Source organism: Tepidibacter hydrothermalis, from assembly GCF_029542625.1.
Taxonomy (GTDB): Bacteria; Bacillota; Clostridia; order Peptostreptococcales; family Peptostreptococcaceae; genus Tepidibacter_A; species Tepidibacter_A hydrothermalis.
On the sequence record NZ_CP120733.1, the window covers coordinates 818,756 to 836,540 of the forward strand.

Genomic DNA, 17,785 nt, shown 5'->3' on the forward strand with positions numbered 1-17,785 from the left:
GGTGATCTTAATGTTATTTAAAGGTTCAGGTGTTGCTTTAGTTACTCCTTTTAAAGATGGAAATATAGATTTTAACAAGTTAGAAGAAATTATTGAATACCATATAAAAGAAAAAACAGATGCTTTAATTGTATGCGGTACTACTGGAGAAGCTTCTACAATGAGTGATGAAGAACAATTATCAACTATAAAGTTTGTAGTTGAAAAAACTAATAAAAGAATACCTGTAATAGCAGGAACGGGATCTAATAATACAGCTCATTCAATACATCTAAGTAAAAAAGCTGAAGAATATGGAGTTGATGGTCTTTTAGTTATAACTCCGTATTATAATAAAGCTACTCAAAAGGGAGTTATAGCTCACTTTGAAGCTATTGCAAATTCAGTAAATATACCTATTATAGTTTATAATGTACCAGGAAGAACAGGAGTTAATATAAACCCTTCAACACTTGCTCAATTGGCTAAAATTAAAAATATAGTAGCTGTTAAAGAAGCTAGTGGGGATATATCTCAAGTTGCTGAAATGGCAAGGGTTTGTCCAGATGGTTTTGGGATATATTCAGGAAATGACGATATGATTTTACCTTTATTATCTTTAGGTGGAATTGGTGTGATTTCTGTAGTTGCTAATGTATGTCCAAAGGATACTCATGATCTAGTAGCTAAATACTTTGATGGAGATATAGAAGGTTCTAGAAAATTACAACTTGATATGAAAAGTTTGATAGATGCTTTATTTATAGAAGTGAACCCTATTCCAGTTAAAACTGCTATGAATTTATTGGGGTTTGAAATGGGAAATCTTAGACTTCCACTTGTTGAAATGAACTGTGATAATTTAGAGGTATTAAAGAAAGAGTTAATAAATTACGGATTTGAATTAGGAGGATCACATGATTAAAGTTATAGTTAATGGTTCTCTTGGGAAAATGGGAAAAGTTTTGACAGATTTAATAATGGAAGATAAGGCTTTTGAATTAGTTGCAGGTGTATCTAAGTATAAAAATGATAATATAGATTATCCTATATACTCCAGTATATTAGATGTAAAAGAAAAAGTGGATGTTATTATTGATTTTTCAAACCCAGATAGTTTAAAAGATTTATTGTCTTATTCTAAACACACAAAAATTCCTTTAGTTATTGCTACTACTGGATATAGTGATGAAGAGCTTAATATGATAGAAGAACTATCTAAAGAAGTTTCTATATTCCACAGCTCTAATATGTCAGTTGGAGTGAATTTAATATTAAAGTTGGTAGAAATCTCAGCTAAGGCTTTAACTAACTTTGATATAGAGATAATTGAAAAACATCATAATAAGAAAGTAGATGCTCCTAGTGGTACTGCTTTAATGATAGCTAATGAAATACAACAGGTTTTAAATAATGAATTTAATTATGGTAGACATGGGAAAAATGAGAAAAGAAAAGAAAATGAAATAGGAATACATGCAGTAAGAGGTGGAACTATAGCGGGGGATCACTCTGTAATATTTGCGGGTAAAGATGAAATATTAGAACTTAATCATATAGCTTTATCAAAAGAAATATTTGCACAAGGTTCATTAAAAGCTGCTAAATTTATTGTAAATAAAGAAAATGGATATTACAATATGAAGGATGTAGTAAGTATATAGAATATAAGACAATTAGGAGGTACTTTACAAATGATGAAATTGACAGATCCATATGAAATAGCAAAATTTATAAAGAATTCTACAAAAAAAACACCTGTGAAAGTTTATTTGAAAGGTGAAATAAATAATCAAAATTATGATAATGTAAAAATATTTGGAGATGGAAATTCTTATATACTTATTGGGGAACATGATGTCGTAAAAAATATAATAGAAGAGAATAAAGAAAATATAATAGACTATCATTTAGAATTTGATAGAAGAAATTCAGCTATACCTATGTATAATTATTTATATGAAGAGGCTAGAATTGAGCCAGGTGCTGTTATAAGAGACATGGTTTCTATTGGGAAAAATGTAGTTGTAATGATGGGAGCAGTTATAAATATAGGAGCAGAAATTGGAGAAGGAACAATGATAGATATGAATGCAGTTGTAGGTGCAAGAGGAACTGTAGGTAAAAATGTTCATCTTGGAGCTGGTGCTGTTGTTGCAGGAGTACTTGAGCCTCCTTCTGCAACTCCTGTTATTATAGAAGATGATGTAGTAATTGGAGCTAATGCAGTAATACTTGAAGGCGTAAAAATAGGTAAAGAAGCTGTTGTTGCAGCTGGTGCTGTTGTAACTAGTGATGTACCTGAAGGTGCAGTTGTAGCAGGATCTCCTGCTAAAATAGTTAAAATGAAAGATGATAAAACAAAAGAAAAAACAAAATTAATGGAAGATTTAAGAGGATAAAAAGTTAATATATATGATTTAAAATAACCTTAGGCTTAATAGACTAAGGGTATTTTAAATTTAAGTAAAAAAGTAGTTGTATAAAATTTATTAAGGTGTTATAATATGAATAACAATTTAACGGTTTAATGAATTAAAGTGATAAAGTAAAATTGAGGAGAGGTGCTTAATATGAAAAATTTAGTTTTAGTAAAATCGAATTTAAACTTAAGACATCATCATAGATTTAAGGATTTGTAATAATGAGCTAAAAATAGTTCATAGATACAAGTCCTAGTTATTTTGCAAAAAATATAGGATTTGTATCTATGATGGTTTAATATAAGTGTTTATAATATTAAAAAGCCATGTAGGTATATACCTATATGGCTTTTTTGTATATTAAGGAAAGGTAGGAGATTTAATGGAATTTTTAAAAATTAAAGATGAAATAGATTATTTAAATAAGAGATATAAGATAACAAGAGAAATAGAAGATATGTTTATAGATGATGGATGTATTAATATAGAACCTTCGATTTTTGAAGACTATGATAACTTTATGTCTGTTAACAAGAGAATAAAAAAAGAATCTATGGTAAAGGTTTTGAATGGAAATTCAAATATATTAATTTTAAGACCAGATATTACAATGAACATAATAAAAAATTTGATTCCAAGATGGGAAGACGATTTGAAGCTTAAGTTGTTTTATAATTCTACAATTTTTAGAAATAAAGCTGGTTTAAATATTAAGGAATTTAGACAAATGGGAATTGAATATATAGGAGAATCGTCTATGAAAGCAGATAGAGATTTGATTGGGATAGCTCTAAAGGTTTTAAAAAAATATAACAACAGCTTTATTTTAGAAATTGGAAACAGCAAGTATGTTGATGAAATATTAAGAGTGATTGATTTAGAAGAAAGTGTTGAAAAAGAATTAAAAAGTCTAATTTATAAAAAAAATAAGATCGAACTAATAGATTATGTCGGAAATTTAAATATAAAAAAAGAAATATGCGAGTTATTATCTAATATTTTAGATTTCCAGGGAAATATAGAAGAAATTATAAAAAAAGCTGAAAAATTCTATATGAATGATGAAATGAAAAAATCTATAGAGGATCTTAAAGATTTGAATGAGTTTATTAAAGAGTATGGATACTTAAAAAATATACATTTTGATTTATCTATGGTTGCAGAGTTAGATTATTACGAAGGGATAGTATTTAAAGGTTATTATGAAAATTCATATAGAGAAATTATAAGTGGAGGAAGATATGATTCTTTAACAGAGTTATTTGGTGAAAAAGTTTCAGCAATAGGGTTCTCAATAGATATAGATGAATTAATTAAAGTTATAAATAAGAGAGGTGATGGAAATTGGATTATATAACTATAGCTCTTTCAAAAGGAAGAATAGGAAAACAAGCTGATAATGTATTTAAAAAAATAGGGTTAGGAGATTGTATAGATTTAGATTCTAGAAAGCTTATTTTTAAAGATGATATAAACAAAATCAATTATATATATGTTAAACCATCTGATGTGGTTACATATGTAGAAAAAGGAGTTACAGATTTAGGAATAGTGGGCAAGGACACAATTTTAGAAAGTGATACAAATGTATATGAAATTTTTGATTTGGGATTTGGTAAATGTAAATTTTCAATAGCTGGTATAAAAGGAGAAAAGATATATAAAAAAGATGATATTTTAAAGGTTGCAACTAAATACCCTGAAATAGCTAAAAAATACTTTAACGAAAGACAGCAAAAAATCGAGATAATAAAGCTTAATGGTTCTGTAGAATTAGCACCTTTAGTAGGACTCTCTGATGTGATTGTTGATTTAGTTGAAACAGGAAATACTTTAAAAGCTAATGGACTTGAGGTAATAGAAGATATGTTTAATATAAGTGCAAGGTTAATATCTAATAGAGTAAGTTATAGATTTAAGTTTGATAGAATTCAAAATATTATTAAATCATTAAACGAAAATATGGAGGGATAATATGATACGAATAATAGATTCAATAAAAGATAGCGGGTTTTTAAAAAAGCTTTTAGATAGAAGTCAATTTGAATTTGAAGAAGTAAATAAAGTAGTTGATGAAATTTTATTTAATATTAGAGAAAGAAAAGATAAAGCTTTGAAAGAATATACATTGAAGTTTGACAAAGTAGAAATAGATGATTTTTTAGTGTCTAAAGAAGAAATAGATGATGCATTTGAAAATATAGATGATAATTTAAAAAATGATCTTTTAAGGGCTAAAGAAAATATTGAAAAATATCACACCAAGCAGTTGAAATCATCGTATACATTACATGATGGAGAAGATATAATTTTAGGTCAAATTATAAGACCTATAGAAAAAGTTGGTATATATGTTCCTGGTGGAAGTGCAGCATATCCATCTACTGTTTTAATGAATGCAGTACCTGCAAAAATAGCTGGAGTTAAGGAAATAGTTATGATAACTCCTCCTAATAAAGAAGGAAAGATAAAAGATTCTGTTCTTGTAGCAGCTTCTATAGCTGGAGTAGATAAGATATACAAGGTAGGAGGAGCACAGGGAATAGGGGCACTTACTTTTGGAACAGAAAGTATACCCAAGGTATCTAAAATAGTTGGACCTGGGAATATATATGTTGCCATGGCAAAAAAGAAAGTTGCTGGATATGTAGGAATAGACATGATTGCAGGACCTAGTGAAATTCTAATAATTGCAGATGAACATGCAAATCCAAAATATATAGCTGCTGATTTAATATCTCAAGCAGAGCATGATGAAATGGCAGCATCAATACTTGTTACAGATTCACAAAAAATTGCAAAAAAAGTAAACGAAGAATTAAAAATACAAGTTGAAATGCTAGAAAGAAAAGAAATAATAAAAAAATCTCTTAAAAATTATGGAGCAATAATAATAACAAGCTCTATGAATGAATCGATAAAAATAGCTAATGAAGTAGCACCAGAACATTTAGAAATACTTACAAGAACTCCTTTTGACTTATACAAACAAGTGAAAAATGCTGGAGCAATATTTCTTGGAGAATTTTCTCCAGAACCATTAGGAGATTATTTTGCAGGACCAAATCATACGTTGCCTACTAGTTCAACTTCTAAATTTGCATCACCTTTAGGAGTTGAGGATTTCTTAAAGAAAACTTCTTTAATATACTACAGCAAAGAAGCTTTAATGAAGTCAAAAGATTCTATTATAAGAATTGCGGAGGATGAGGGGTTAACGGCACATGCCAATTCCATAAAAGTAAGATTTGAATAGGGGGTATTAATATGGAATTAGTAAAAGAAAGTATAAAAAATCTGAAAGAATATAAGACGAATAAGATTGATTTTAAAATAAAGCTCGATGCTAATGAAGGTAAAAATATTTTATTACAAGATATATATAAAGAAGGAATCAAGTTCAATGAAGACTTTAATCTGAATTTTTATCCAGATAATGATGCATATCTTTTGAAACAAGAAATAAAGAAATATTTAAATGTTGATACTTCAAATATTATAGCTGGAAATGGTTCTAGTGAGATGATAGAACTTGTGATAAAGACTTTTGTAGATAAGGGAGAAATCATTTTAAGTCCTATTCCTACATTTAGTATGTACTCAGTATTTAGTCAAATATATTCAGCTCAATTTATAGGAATTCAAAGTAATGAAGATTTTAAGGTAGATATAGATAAACTGATTGAAAAATCAAATGAACTAAATCCTAAGGTAATATTCATATGCAATCCAAATAATCCAACAGGAAACTTAATAAATAAAAATGATATTAAAAAGCTTTTGGAAAATACAAATGGATTGGTAGTTGTAGATGAAGCTTATATGGAATTTGCAGAAGGTTCAATGGTTGATGAAATTTCAAATTATGAAAATTTAATAGTTCTAAGAACATTGTCAAAGGCATTAGGACTTGCAGGTATAAGGCTTGGATATATGACTGCTAATCAAAAAATAATAGATGTTATAAATAAGGTGAAATCACCTTACAATTTGAACGCTATTTCTCAATATATAGGAGTAAAGGCTCTTAAAAATAAAGATAAAATTTTCGAGTATATTGAAGAAGTAAAAAATGAAAGAGAATTTTTATATAAAGAATTAAATGAAATGAAAATAAAAGCTTATAAATCTTATGCAAACTTTATATTTTTTAAATGGGATATAAACAATTTATATGAAAAGCTTATAGATTATGGAATATTAATAAGAAAATTTTCTGATGAACTTGAAGGCTATTATAGAGTTAGTGTAGGAAACAAAAATGAGAATGAAAGATTTATCAAAATATTAAAGGAGATAATTGAAAATGAGAAAAGCTAAAGTACAAAGAAAAACTCTTGAAACTGAAGTTTTAGTAGAAATAGATTTAGATGGAAGTGGAAAAAGTGAAATTGATACAGGTATAGGATTTTTAGATCATATGCTTACTTTGATGGCTTTTCACGGTAGTTTTGATTTAAAAGTAAAAAGCACAGGAGATATATATGTAGACGATCATCACACAGTAGAGGATATAGGGATAACACTAGGAGAAGCTTTTATTAAGGCTTTAGGTGATAAAAAAGGAATAAAAAGATATTCAAGTCTTTATATTCCAATGGATGAGAGCTTGTGTCGAATAGCTTTAGATATAAGTAACCGACCTTATTTAGTATTTGATATTGATTTTAAAAGAGAAAAACTTGGCAGTATGGATACTCAAAATTTTAAAGAATTTTTTAGGGCTTTCGTAAATGAAGCTAAAGTAACGCTTCATATCGATGTTTTATATGGAGAAAATGACCATCATAAGATAGAAGCAGTATTTAAGGCATTTTCAAGAGCATTAAAGGAAGGGGTGCAAATACTTTCAGATAAAGTATCATCATCAAAGGGGGTTTTATAGTTGAATATAATAATTGATTATGGACTTGGAAATTTAGACTCTGTATCCAGAGCATTTAAAATGGTAGGAGTAGAAACAAAAATTTCAAATGATATAAATGAAATAAATAATGCTAACTCCATTATTCTGCCTGGAGTTGGAGCATTTAGAGATGCTATAAATTCACTTAAGGATATGAAGTTAATACCAGTAATAAAAGAGCATGTAGATAAAGGAAAGTTCTTAATAGGGATATGCTTAGGAATGCAACTTCTTTATGAAAAAAGCTATGAAAACGGAGTATATGAAGGTTTAGGTCTTATAAAAGGAAATATAGAAAAATTAGATATAGATTTGAAAGTTCCTCATATGGGTTGGAATAATATTAAGTTTAATAAAAAAGATGAAATAATCAAATATATAAATGAAGATGATTATGTGTATTTTGTACATTCTTATTATGCAAATTCTTCAAACGAAGAACTTGTAGCATATACAGACTATGGAAAAACTATTCCTGCTATAGTTAGAAAAAATAATATTTATGGAATTCAATTTCATCCAGAAAAAAGCTCTAAAGTGGGAGCTAATATACTAAAAGCATATGGGGAGATGATAAAATGATAATTTTTCCAGCAATAGATATAAAGGATAATAAATGTGTAAGACTATCTCAAGGAGATTTTAATAAAATTAATATATATTCTAATGAGCCATTTGATATGGCAGTTAAGTGGAAACGTCAGGGAGCTTCATTTTTACATTTAGTTGATTTAGATGGTGCTAGAAGTGAAGATATTATTAATAAAAAATCTATAGAAAAAATAACTGAAAATATAGGAATACCAGTACAAGTAGGTGGAGGAGTAAGAAGTGAAGAAAAGGTTAAGAACTTAATCGATATGGGAGTAGAAAGAGTAATAGTTGGAACTATTGCAGTTGAAAATAAAGAACTTCTCAAAAAATTAGTTTCTAAGTATAAAGAAAAAATAGTAGTTTCTATAGATGCTAAAAATGGCAAAGTTGCTCTTAGGGGATGGGAATTAGTAAGTGAAATAGACTCAATAGATTTATGTAAACAACTTGAAAAAATAGGTGTAAAAACAATAGTATATACAGATATATCAAAAGATGGAATGCTTGAAGGTCCTAACTTTGAAATATATAAATTGTTATCTCAAAAAACGTCTTTAAATATAGTCGCTTCTGGAGGAATAAGTTCAATAGATGACATAAAAAAGCTTAAAAATATGAATATATACGGAGCTATAACAGGAAAAGCTCTTTATGATAACAAAATAGAACTTAAGGAGGCACTAGAATGCTCACAAGAAGAATAATACCTTGTTTAGATGTTAGAAGTGGAAGAGTGGTTAAGGGTAAAAAGTTCGAAAATATAGTAGATGTAGATAGTCCGGAGCTTCTAGGTAAATATTATAGTGATTGTGGAGCTGATGAACTTGTATTTTACGATATAACAGCATCAAATGAAGAAAGAAAAACATCTTTAGAATTTGTATCAAAGGTTGCTAAGAATATAAATATTCCATTTTGTGTAGGTGGAGGAGTATCTTCAATTGATGATTTTACAGATATTTTAAGAAGAGGAGCAGATAAAGTATCTATTAATTCTTCTGCTGTTAAAAATCCAGATTTAATTAAAGAAGCTTCTTTGAAATTTGGTGCGCAATGCGTTGTTTTATCTATGGATGTTAAGAAAAATGATAAAGATTCTTGGAGTGTATACGTAAAAGGTGGGAGAGAAAAAACAGATTTAGATGCAGTAAAGTGGGCTATAAAAGGAGTCGAACTTGGAGCAGGAGAAATAGTTGTAAATAGTATAGATGAAGATGGAATGAAAAATGGATATGATATTGAACTGTTAAAAAAAATTACGAGTGTAGTAAACGTACCTATAATTGCATCAGGAGGAGCGGGTAGTATGAAGGACTTTTATGATGCTGTAGAATATGCAAATGTTGATGGAATATTAGCAGCTTCTGTATTTCACTTTGGAGAAATTAAAATAAAAGACCTTAAGAAATATTTAAAGGATGAAGGGGTAGAAATTAGAATTTAGGAGGGAGATTTATGAATATTGACAATGTAGTAAAAGAAATAAAATTTGATGAAAAAGGATTAGTTCCAGTAGTAGTGCAAGATGTAAATACTAATAAGGTCTTAATGCTTGCATATATGAACGAAGAAGCTATTAGAAAAACTTTAAATGAAAAAGTAGCGTATTATTATAGTAGAAGCAGACAAGAACTTTGGAAAAAAGGAGAGACATCAGGAAACATACAGAAACTAAAAGGATTTTATTATGATTGTGATAAGGATACTATTCTTATTTATGTAGATCAAATAGGAGTAGCATGTCATACTGGGAGTTATACATGTTTTTTCAATGAAGTGATAAAAAATGAAAGTAAAGATGAGATTTTAGAGGAGTTATATTCGCTTATAAAAGAAAGAAAAAGTAATCCTAAGGAAGGATCTTATACTAATTATTTATTTGAAAAAGGATTAGATAAGATATTGAAAAAGGTAGGAGAAGAAGCTAGTGAAGTTATAATAGGGGCTAAGAATAAAAATAAGGAAGAATTAATTTATGAAATAAGTGATTTAATATACCACATGTTAGTGCTTATGGTAAATGAAGAAGTTACTATTGAAGATATAAAAAATGAACTTGAAAAGAGAAAAAACTAATGAAATTTATAATAGATAGCCACATTCATACAGATTATTCGCCTGATTGCAAAGCTAAAATGCAAGATATTATTATAAAAGCTGTTGAATTAGGCTTAAAGAAAATTACATTTACAGATCATGTTGATTACGACAGCCCTGATGAACTTTTTGGGGGAGAGATTAATTATATTGAATATATGAAAGAAATTAAATACTTAAGAGATAAATATAAAGAAATTGAAATTTTAATGGGTGTAGAAATAGGATATCAAACTCATTTGAATGAAAAGTTAGATAAGTTTATAAAATCTTATCCTTTTGATTTTGTAATATGTTCTATGCATTCATGTGAAGGACTAGATTTATATAATGGTGACTTTTTTAAAGGAAAAACTCAGATACAGAGTTATATGAGATATTTTGAAAATATAAAGCATTGCATAGAAATTTATGATAATTATGATGTTTATGGACACTTAGATTATATAGTTAGATATGGAAATTTCGATAATAAAGAGTTAAAATATAAAGATTTCAAAGAAATTATAGATGAAATTTTGGCTTTGATTATTAAAAAAGGAAAAGGTATTGAAGTTAATACTGCTGGTTTTAGATATAATCTAAACGCAACTCATCCTAATATAGATATAGTAAAAAGTTATATTGAAATGGGAGGAAATATTATAACTATAGGATCAGATGCACATAAAGCTGATGATATATGCAGAGATTTTGAGAAAACGATAAAAATACTTAAATCTATAGGAGTAAAGAAAATTGCACAATTTAAAAATAGAATACCAAGTTTTATTGAGATATAAAATTTTTGCTCTGCGTATAACATTGATATAAGAACTGCACTTGCAACTATTTTTAAGCAACGGAGCCCGTTAGGGATCGTTGGCGACATGAGTCAGTGCGTAGCGACTAGACGAATTTTTTGTTGTAACTTATGATACCGAATAATTAAAAATAATGTATTAATATATATTTATAAGATAAAGATAATTAAGATAAATAATATACAAGAGGAGACGATAATATGAGTAGATTTTTAGGTCCAATACATCATTGGTTATTTAATAAAATTAGATCAAATGAGGAGTTAGAACTTAATATTATAGATAATGTTCAAACTAGATTAAATGTAAATATTGATGATATAGTATCTGCGTCAAGAACTCAAATAGGAGATATTATGGAAGATAAGAATCTTGAAGAAATAATAGATACGGATAATATTCACGGCTGGCTTCAAGAAAAAATAACTTTAGTTGAAACAAGACAAGCATATATAATAAAAAATATAGTAGATAAATTTGAAGATAAGGGTCTTGATATAATAAAAGAAACTTACAAAGATCAAGCTATAAAGTGTGCAAATGATGCTAAATTAAATTCTGATGTATCGAGTCCAGAAGATATATACAAAGCTTTAAATAACTATATTTTAGATGGTATGCCATGTGATAATGTAAATAATATGACTGCTAATGAAGAAGATAGACTTGAGTGGAAAGTTGCAAGATGTCTTCACAAAGGTTATTGGGAAAAGGTAGGAGCGAGTACAGAGGTGTTATACGAGCTTCGTAAAATATGGATTGAAAACTTTGTACAAAATGTAAATGAAGATTATAAATATGAATTTAAAATAGAAGATGGAATAATGGTTCACGAAATAAAAAATAATTAGATTTAAAGTCTGGTAACTAAATGTTAGCAGGCTTTTTTTTATTATATAAAAAATTTATAATCAAAAACAACGTTATAGAAAGATTTTATAATAAGTTGGAAAAGTATGAAATTAAATATAAACATGGTAAAATATGTAGTGAATTGACGTAAAAGGAGGAACTGAAATGTTTGTTTTTGTAGAATTTATAAATGCATGTGCATGATGTAATCAGTATGAAGGCTTTGTTAAAGCTTTGAGTGACAAGTTTGAAAATGTAAAAGTTAAATTATATAATGTCGGAAAAGATTTTGATTATATTAAAAAATACGGCATGATTACAAAGAGTACAGTTATTATTAATGAAAAAGTTAGGATAAATGATTTATCTGAAAAAGCTATTTTAAATGCAGTAAAAGAGGAAGTGGAAAAGCTTAAATGATTATAATTGATTACATAAAAAATAGCATCATGGCTGGTATTAATATATTAAATGGAGCTTCTGTATGGTTGGTTGCAAGTTTTATATTAGCTGGAATAATGCATGATGTATTATCTCCCGATAGATTGCAAAAAATGCTCGGAAACAAGAAAATATCATCTTTATTTAAAAGTACATTATCAGGTATGTTTCTTCCTATATGTAGTTGTGGGGTAATTCCATTAGGATTGAGTCTTTATTATTCTGGAGCATATTTAGGGCCAACACTTGCTTTTATGTGCGCAACTCCTATTATAAATCCTATTGCTATGATAATGTGTTTTGGTCTTTTAGGGTGGAAGATTAGTATTATTTATTTAATTACAGGTCTTTTACTTCCATTAGTTGTTGGAATATTGGCAAATATATTTGGAGGAGACGAAATAAAAGCATATGGTGTTGAAGAAAGTATAAATCAGAAGGTTTTGAATATAGAAGATGATAGAACTTTAAAACAAAAGTTTGTTTCTGGACTTAGATGGTCCATGAATGATTTAGCACTATCTGTTAGTAAGTATGTTATACCTGGAATGTTTATTGCAGGTATATTATTAACTTTACTACCACAACAATATATTCAAATGTATTTAGGAAACCCAAGTGTTATATCTTTAGGAAGTATTACAGTTTTGGCAAGCTGTATGTATGTCTGTGCTGTAGGTCATATACCATTTATAGCAGCACTTGTTGCAAGTGGAGCAGCTCCAGGAGTTGCAATTACATTTTTGATAGCTGGAACAGCTACTAATCTTCCAGAACTTATAAGTATTTATAATATTATAGGCAAGAGAACGGTAGTTATTTACACGTCTACTACGATTTTATTTTCTTTAATAGTTGGATATATAACTAACTTGATCTTAATGCCCAATTTTAATCCGGTTTTGAATTTTGATAGAGTAAGTAATTCTATAAGCGTAGCTAATAAGCTTATATTTTCAGCACCACAACCATTAAAATATTTATGCTCATTTATTATATTTTTATTTTTTATAAAATCTATAATTCCAAATTTAAATAAAATATTTTTAAAACAAAAAGTTGAACTATAGGGCCGGAGGAACTTATTTATTATGACTAAAAAAATTATTCTAAATTTGATATTTATGGTTTTGACTTTAACTGTTTTGGCAGGATGTTCTGATGTAAAAGAAAGTGACATAGGAGTTAAAGAAGATAATCCTTTGCTTAATTATTTTGAAGAATCAAATCCAGATAATAAGGTTATAAAATGCGCTTATGAAGATATTGACAACAATAATACTAAGGATTTAGTCGTTATATACAATGTTTCTAAAGATAAAAACAAGATGAAAATTGTAATAGATAACGATGGAAAATACGAATTTACAGATGAAGTTGATGCACCACTTGAAAATCAAAGTATAAAATTTAAAAACATAGATGATAAAGATCAAATAGAGGTAATTGTGTCTGGATCTAAAAATGGAGCTGTTGGATATGCAATTTTTAGAGTGGTAGATATGAAGATTATAAATTTATTTGGTCAAGATATGGAAGATTGTTGTTAATCAAAAACTTTAATACATAAAAAAAGGAGACTAAAAACATGAGGAAACTTAACAAAAAGCTATTATCATTATTATTATCAAGTATGCTCGCTTTTTCTTTAGCGGGATGTGGAACTACTGAAGAAACTGCAAAGAATGAAGATGATTATAAAATAAGTCTTGGATATTATAATTGTGATCATATGACAGCAGGACCTATTGCAAAGGATGCTGGAATATTTGATGAGCTTGGTCTTAATGTAGATGTTACTGGAAATGGTAAGGTTCCACAAGCGATGGCAGCAGGACAAATGGATGCTGGGTACATAGGAATTAATGGACTTATGTCATCTTCTACAAAAGGAGCACCTATATTAGTTGGAGCTAATAACCATAAAGGTGGAGCTTACTATCTAGTAGTATCAGATGATATAAAAGAACCTAGTGATTTAATAGGTAAAAAACTTGGAATAGGAACTAAACCAGAAGAAAATAATGAAGCTTGGATACAAATTGTTAAAGAATTAAATATCCCTGTTGAAGGTAGTAATTATGAATGTATTGATTTTGGGTCTGACAAAGATGCATACCTTGCTTTAAAAACAGGACAAATAGATGGATATATGTGTTGTGATCCTTGGGGATCTATGGCTGAGTATGAAAAAGCAGGACATATATTATTTGTTGATTCAAAATTAGATGGAAAAGAATGGGGAGTTTGCTGTACTTTTTCTTTAAACAAAAACTTTGCAAAAGAGCATAAAGAGCTTACTGAAAAACTAGTTTTAGCTCATACAAAGGCTATGCAGTATATATACACTAATCCTGTAAAATCAGCTAAAATATTTGCTAGTAACTACGATGTTCCAGAAGAAGTTGCTTTAATGACTATATACAAAAAAACTGTTAAAGAAGGAAGAACACTTACTTGGAAAATAAACCCTGAAGAAATAAAGCGTGAAATGAAATGGAAAAAAGAACATGGATTTGTAGATGAGTCTTTAAAATATGAGGACATAGTAGATGAAAGTTATTTGGAAAATTCAGGTGCAGATGATTTTGATCAATTTATAAAAGAAAAAGTAGATCCAGTATTCCCTGTTGGAATGAGCTACGAAGAGTGGAAAGAAAAAGCGTTTGAAGTTGATAAATAAAAGAGTAGTTACTTTATTTATAGGTATAGCTAGTTTATTTTTAATGTATATATATCTACCTACAGAACAAAAAAGTGAAAATATAAAAATAGGAGTATCTGATGATATTTCTGGTTTTGTAATAGATTATATGATAAAAGAAAAAGAATTAAATGCATCCTTAGAAAACAACTTTGAATCATTTTCAATAAGAGATTGCTGAGGTAGTTCTACTCAATGGGCATTGAGTTCAAATCAAATGGACTTAGCGATTATATGTGAGGATGCTGCTGAGGAATTTATAAGAAATAATGATGAATTTAAGATAGTTGGAAGTTGTGTAAAAAATTCGGATGTATTTATATTAAAAGATAATAAGAGTATTAAAAAAATCGGTATAGCACAAAATAGAAAATATCAACAAGAATTAGTAAAAGCTAAATTTGGCAGTAGCTGTCAGGTATATCCTATGACAGCTACTGCTTTAGGATATGCACTTGAAAATAATACATTAGATGCTATATTGATAGATTCTTTAAAATCTTGGAAGTTAGACGGAAAAAAAGAAATATCTAATTACAATAAAGACTATATTACATATGTAATGGTGGTAAATAAAGGTTTTGAAAAAAAAGATTTATATAAAGAATTTATAAACCATTACAATGAAGCAATAATGGACTTAAAAGATGAAAAATCATTAAAAAAACAGCTTAGTAATTATATGAACACTACTATTTTAGATGAGGAGGTTCGAGATTGGAAAAAGTTGAATGTGAAGCTAGAACCTATAATTCAAGAATAAAATATCAAAATTTACATAATCAAAAGATTAAGGATTTTGTACATAAATTTATTATGATATGTATTTTACTATCTATATGGCAGATGAGTGCTATGCATTTCGATAATTCGCTTTTGATGCCTTATCCAATAGATACTTTAAAAGCTTTTATATATTGTATTACAGATAAAGAAACAGTTATAAATATTTTGATTACATTACAGCGTGTATTAAAAGGATTCTTATATGCTATGCTATTTGGGCTTCCATTAGGTTTTCTAATGGGATTTTCAAAAGTTGCTCAAAAGCTTTTGGGAAGTTTTATAGATTCTATAAGACAAGTTCCTATTATGGCATGGGTACCTTTGACTATTGTATGGTTTGGAATAGGTGATGGACCTACTATATTTTTGATTGCATTTTCAGGAGTATTTCCTATAATATTAAATACAATACAAGGGGTAAGAAATATATCAAAAGACTATTATAATGCCGCTGCAAGTATGGGAGCTAGTAGAATTAGTATTTTTATACATGTTATAGTTCCAGCATCTATACCTTATATACTAACAGGAGCTAGAATTGCAATAAGTAGTGGATGGATGTCTGTAATCTGAGCCGAGTTTATAGCGACGAGTGCCGGTCTTGGTTACTCTATGGTACAAGCCCAAACTAGAATGCAAACAGAGATGTTGGTTGCTTTAATGTTTTTTGCAGCTTTAGTAGGGTTTGGAATTGATAAAATAATTCAATTTATTAATAAATCATTAACTCGATGGAGGGTTGCTGAGTAATGAAACTTAAGATTAATAATGTAAATAAGATTTTTAATAATGATAATAAACATCATCATGTACTTAAGGATATAAGTATGGATATTGAAAAGGGACAGTTTGTATCAATTCTTGGACCTTCTGGATGTGGAAAGACTACATTACTTACTATAGTAGCAGGATTTCAATCATGTGATAGTGGAGAAATTATAGTCAATTCTAAAATGGTAAGTAAACCTGGACCTGATAGAGCTTTTGTATTTCAAAATTATGCTCTATTTCCTTGGATGAATGTAGGAGATAATATTAGGTATCCTATGAAACAGCAGAAAATACCCAAGGGACAAAGAGAGAAAAGACTTAATGAACTATTAGAAATGGCTCAATTAACTGGCAAAGATAAATTATATCCTCATCAAATTTCAGGAGGAATGAAACAAAGATGTGCAGTTGTTAGAGCGCTTGCATGCAGTCCTGAAGTTTTGCTTATGGATGAACCGTTAGGGGCAATAGATTTTCAGATGAGACAAAACCTTCAGGAAGAATTAGAAAACTTGTGGTTAAAAGATAAGACTACTGTTTTGATGGTTACTCATGATGTGGATGAAGCGGTTTACTTGAGCGATAGAGTTATTGTAATGGGAACTGATAAAGGAAAGATATTAGAGGATATGTACATAGATATTGATAGACCTAGAAATAGAGATTCAAAGTCTTATCTAGAATATAAAATGAAACTTACTGACGTACTCAAAAAATGCAATAACAAATAGCTGACAGAATGGAAGTGAGAATTAGATGGAGAATATACGTGAGATGTCATTTAAATACTATCCTGTAGAAAGACTTATTATAGATAGTATATACTCAAGACTTACTAAAGAGGAAAATGACATTAGAATTAATATGATGAAATATACTATAGATAACAATAAGGCTTACAATTTAGATAATTCTTATGAAGAAATACAAACTAAAGTGAATATTAGTAAATCTGATTTAAATAAAATTATAGAAAATTTGATTCAAAAAAGAGCTTTAGTAGTTGATGAAAATAATAATGTTAATTTTATATATCCTGTATCTGCACTTGAAACTAATCATAAGGTAAAGCTTGAAGATGAAAGTGTATTTAATGCTATGTGTGCTGTTGATGCCATGGGAAGTTCTTTTACATTTAATCAGGATGTAGAAATAAGATCTAAGTGTAGCTTATGTGGAGAAGAAATATTTGTTCAGATTAAAAATGGAGAGATTACAAACTTAATTCCTGATAGCACACACGTACTTCATGTAGATTTAAATAAAAATCAAAATTGGTCAGGAAACTGCTGAAACATAATGAATTTCTTCTGTACGAAGAATCATTATGATGAGTGGGTAAATAATATGAATTTATCACAAGACGATATATTTTGTTTAAGTGCGCGTGAAGCTTTAGATGTAGCTTATATGATATTTAATGTTGAAT

General features: G+C 28.4%; 21 protein-coding genes and 1 pseudogene. All 22 read left to right on the forward strand.

Annotation, left to right across the window (positions count from 1 at the left end; genetic code table 11):
• The first annotated feature begins 10 nt into the window (after positions 1 to 10).
• The 22 genes and pseudogenes from dapA (at position 11) to saoL (ending at position 17,649) form a co-directional block, all read left to right on the forward strand.
• Complete coding sequence (gene dapA / locus P4S50_RS03485) at positions 11 to 904, forward strand: 4-hydroxy-tetrahydrodipicolinate synthase (RefSeq protein WP_277733138.1); 894 nt, start codon at positions 11 to 13, stop codon at positions 902 to 904.
• Entirely contained in the window at positions 897 to 1,643 is a 747-nt protein-coding gene (dapB, locus tag P4S50_RS03490) for a 4-hydroxy-tetrahydrodipicolinate reductase (RefSeq protein WP_277733139.1), read from the forward strand. The genes dapA and dapB overlap by 8 nt, the downstream gene beginning before the upstream one ends.
• 30 nt (positions 1,644 to 1,673) lie before the next feature.
• A complete protein-coding gene (gene dapD, locus P4S50_RS03495; RefSeq protein WP_277733140.1) occupies positions 1,674 to 2,381 on the forward strand; it encodes a 2,3,4,5-tetrahydropyridine-2,6-dicarboxylate N-acetyltransferase in 708 nt (235 codons plus the stop codon).
• A 403-nt stretch (positions 2,382 to 2,784) separates the two neighbouring features.
• Positions 2,785 to 3,759 carry an ATP phosphoribosyltransferase regulatory subunit gene (locus P4S50_RS03500; protein WP_277733141.1) on the forward strand — a complete coding sequence of 325 codons (975 nt, stop codon included), beginning with the start codon at positions 2,785 to 2,787 and terminating at the stop codon, positions 3,757 to 3,759.
• Positions 3,747 to 4,376: an ATP phosphoribosyltransferase gene (gene hisG, locus P4S50_RS03505; protein ID WP_277733142.1), complete on the forward strand. Its 630-nt coding sequence runs from the start codon at positions 3,747 to 3,749 to the stop codon at positions 4,374 to 4,376. The genes P4S50_RS03500 and hisG overlap by 13 nt, the downstream gene beginning before the upstream one ends.
• Position 4,377: 1 nt before the next feature.
• A complete protein-coding gene (gene hisD, locus P4S50_RS03510; protein ID WP_277733143.1) occupies positions 4,378 to 5,658 on the forward strand; it encodes a histidinol dehydrogenase in 1,281 nt (426 codons plus the stop codon).
• An 11-nt stretch (positions 5,659 to 5,669) separates the two neighbouring features.
• Positions 5,670 to 6,722: a histidinol-phosphate transaminase gene (hisC, locus tag P4S50_RS03515; RefSeq protein ID WP_277733144.1), complete on the forward strand. Its 1,053-nt coding sequence runs from the start codon at positions 5,670 to 5,672 to the stop codon at positions 6,720 to 6,722.
• On the forward strand, positions 6,709 to 7,287 hold the full coding sequence (gene hisB, locus P4S50_RS03520; RefSeq protein ID WP_277733146.1) for an imidazoleglycerol-phosphate dehydratase HisB: 579 nt from the start codon (positions 6,709 to 6,711) through the stop codon (positions 7,285 to 7,287). Before hisC ends, hisB begins: the two co-directional genes overlap by 14 nt.
• Positions 7,288 to 7,890 (forward strand): imidazole glycerol phosphate synthase subunit HisH, encoded by a 603-nt coding sequence (hisH, locus tag P4S50_RS03525; protein ID WP_277733147.1) that lies wholly within the window; start codon positions 7,288 to 7,290, stop codon positions 7,888 to 7,890.
• Entirely contained in the window at positions 7,887 to 8,606 is a 720-nt protein-coding gene (hisA, locus tag P4S50_RS03530; RefSeq protein ID WP_277733148.1) for a 1-(5-phosphoribosyl)-5-[(5-phosphoribosylamino)methylideneamino]imidazole-4-carboxamide isomerase, read from the forward strand. Before hisH ends, hisA begins: the two co-directional genes overlap by 4 nt.
• Complete coding sequence (hisF, locus tag P4S50_RS03535) at positions 8,588 to 9,346, forward strand: imidazole glycerol phosphate synthase subunit HisF (protein ID WP_277733149.1); 759 nt, start codon at positions 8,588 to 8,590, stop codon at positions 9,344 to 9,346. The genes hisA and hisF overlap by 19 nt, the downstream gene beginning before the upstream one ends.
• An 11-nt stretch (positions 9,347 to 9,357) precedes the next feature.
• A complete protein-coding gene (hisIE, locus tag P4S50_RS03540; protein WP_277733150.1) occupies positions 9,358 to 9,978 on the forward strand; it encodes a bifunctional phosphoribosyl-AMP cyclohydrolase/phosphoribosyl-ATP diphosphatase HisIE in 621 nt (206 codons plus the stop codon).
• Positions 9,978 to 10,781, forward strand: coding sequence for a histidinol-phosphatase HisJ family protein (locus tag P4S50_RS03545; RefSeq protein WP_277733151.1), 804 nt, complete (start codon positions 9,978 to 9,980; stop codon positions 10,779 to 10,781). The genes hisIE and P4S50_RS03545 overlap by 1 nt, the downstream gene beginning before the upstream one ends.
• A gap of 221 nt (positions 10,782 to 11,002) precedes the next feature.
• Positions 11,003 to 11,653: a hypothetical protein gene (locus P4S50_RS03550; RefSeq protein ID WP_277733152.1), complete on the forward strand. Its 651-nt coding sequence runs from the start codon at positions 11,003 to 11,005 to the stop codon at positions 11,651 to 11,653.
• A 166-nt stretch (positions 11,654 to 11,819) separates the two neighbouring features.
• Positions 11,820 to 12,084 (forward strand): annotated as a pseudogene (gene saoT / locus P4S50_RS03555) (thioredoxin-like (seleno)protein SaoT).
• A complete protein-coding gene (gene saoE / locus P4S50_RS03560) occupies positions 12,071 to 13,165 on the forward strand; it encodes an efflux transporter SaoE (protein ID WP_331489692.1) in 1,095 nt (364 codons plus the stop codon). Before saoT ends, saoE begins: the two are co-directional and overlap by 14 nt.
• A gap of 21 nt (positions 13,166 to 13,186) precedes the next feature.
• Positions 13,187 to 13,645: a Cys-Cys-COOH (seleno)protein SaoC gene (saoC, locus tag P4S50_RS03565; RefSeq protein WP_277733154.1), complete on the forward strand. Its 459-nt coding sequence runs from the start codon at positions 13,187 to 13,189 to the stop codon at positions 13,643 to 13,645.
• A gap of 38 nt (positions 13,646 to 13,683) precedes the next feature.
• Positions 13,684 to 14,778, forward strand: coding sequence for an ABC transporter substrate-binding subunit SaoX (saoX, locus tag P4S50_RS03570; protein ID WP_277733155.1), 1,095 nt, complete (start codon positions 13,684 to 13,686; stop codon positions 14,776 to 14,778).
• On the forward strand, positions 14,762 to 15,562 hold the full coding sequence (gene saoB / locus P4S50_RS03580) for an ABC transporter substrate-binding (seleno)protein SaoB (protein ID WP_416390135.1): 801 nt from the start codon (positions 14,762 to 14,764) through the stop codon (positions 15,560 to 15,562). Before saoX ends, saoB begins: the two co-directional genes overlap by 17 nt.
• Positions 15,517 to 16,335, forward strand: coding sequence for an ABC transporter permease subunit SaoP (gene saoP / locus P4S50_RS03585; RefSeq protein ID WP_277733158.1), 819 nt, complete (start codon positions 15,517 to 15,519; stop codon positions 16,333 to 16,335). Before saoB ends, saoP begins: the two co-directional genes overlap by 46 nt.
• Positions 16,335 to 17,087: an ABC transporter ATP-binding protein SaoA gene (saoA, locus tag P4S50_RS03590; protein ID WP_277733159.1), complete on the forward strand. Its 753-nt coding sequence runs from the start codon at positions 16,335 to 16,337 to the stop codon at positions 17,085 to 17,087. The genes saoP and saoA overlap by 1 nt, the downstream gene beginning before the upstream one ends.
• Positions 17,088 to 17,112: 25 nt before the next feature.
• Positions 17,113 to 17,649 (forward strand): MerB-like organometallic lyase SaoL, encoded by a 537-nt coding sequence (gene saoL, locus P4S50_RS03595; RefSeq protein ID WP_465245003.1) that lies wholly within the window; start codon positions 17,113 to 17,115, stop codon positions 17,647 to 17,649.
• Positions 17,650 to 17,785 lie beyond the last annotated feature (136 nt).

Bases quoted from the DNA above. Each gene is read 5' to 3' on its own strand.
- dapA (WP_277733138.1), top strand. From the start codon at position 11: ATGTTATTTAAAGGTTCAGGTGTTGCTTTAGTTACTCCTTTTAAAGAT.
- dapB (WP_277733139.1), top strand. From the start codon at position 897: ATGATTAAAGTTATAGTTAATGGTTCTCTTGGGAAAATGGGAAAAGTT.
- dapD (WP_277733140.1), top strand. From the start codon at position 1,674: ATGATGAAATTGACAGATCCATATGAAATAGCAAAATTTATAAAGAAT.
- P4S50_RS03500 (WP_277733141.1), top strand. From the start codon at position 2,785: ATGGAATTTTTAAAAATTAAAGATGAAATAGATTATTTAAATAAGAGA.
- hisD (WP_277733143.1), top strand. From the start codon at position 4,378: ATGATACGAATAATAGATTCAATAAAAGATAGCGGGTTTTTAAAAAAG.
- hisC (WP_277733144.1), top strand. From the start codon at position 5,670: ATGGAATTAGTAAAAGAAAGTATAAAAAATCTGAAAGAATATAAGACG.
- hisB (WP_277733146.1), top strand. From the start codon at position 6,709: ATGAGAAAAGCTAAAGTACAAAGAAAAACTCTTGAAACTGAAGTTTTA.
- hisA (WP_277733148.1), top strand. From the start codon at position 7,887: ATGATAATTTTTCCAGCAATAGATATAAAGGATAATAAATGTGTAAGA.
- hisF (WP_277733149.1), top strand. From the start codon at position 8,588: ATGCTCACAAGAAGAATAATACCTTGTTTAGATGTTAGAAGTGGAAGA.
- hisIE (WP_277733150.1), top strand. From the start codon at position 9,358: ATGAATATTGACAATGTAGTAAAAGAAATAAAATTTGATGAAAAAGGA.
- P4S50_RS03545 (WP_277733151.1), top strand. From the start codon at position 9,978: ATGAAATTTATAATAGATAGCCACATTCATACAGATTATTCGCCTGAT.
- P4S50_RS03550 (WP_277733152.1), top strand. From the start codon at position 11,003: ATGAGTAGATTTTTAGGTCCAATACATCATTGGTTATTTAATAAAATT.
- saoE (WP_331489692.1), top strand. From the start codon at position 12,071: ATGATTATAATTGATTACATAAAAAATAGCATCATGGCTGGTATTAAT.
- saoC (WP_277733154.1), top strand. From the start codon at position 13,187: ATGACTAAAAAAATTATTCTAAATTTGATATTTATGGTTTTGACTTTA.
- saoX (WP_277733155.1), top strand. From the start codon at position 13,684: ATGAGGAAACTTAACAAAAAGCTATTATCATTATTATTATCAAGTATG.
- saoA (WP_277733159.1), top strand. From the start codon at position 16,335: ATGAAACTTAAGATTAATAATGTAAATAAGATTTTTAATAATGATAAT.
- saoL (WP_465245003.1), top strand. From the start codon at position 17,113: ATGGAGAATATACGTGAGATGTCATTTAAATACTATCCTGTAGAAAGA.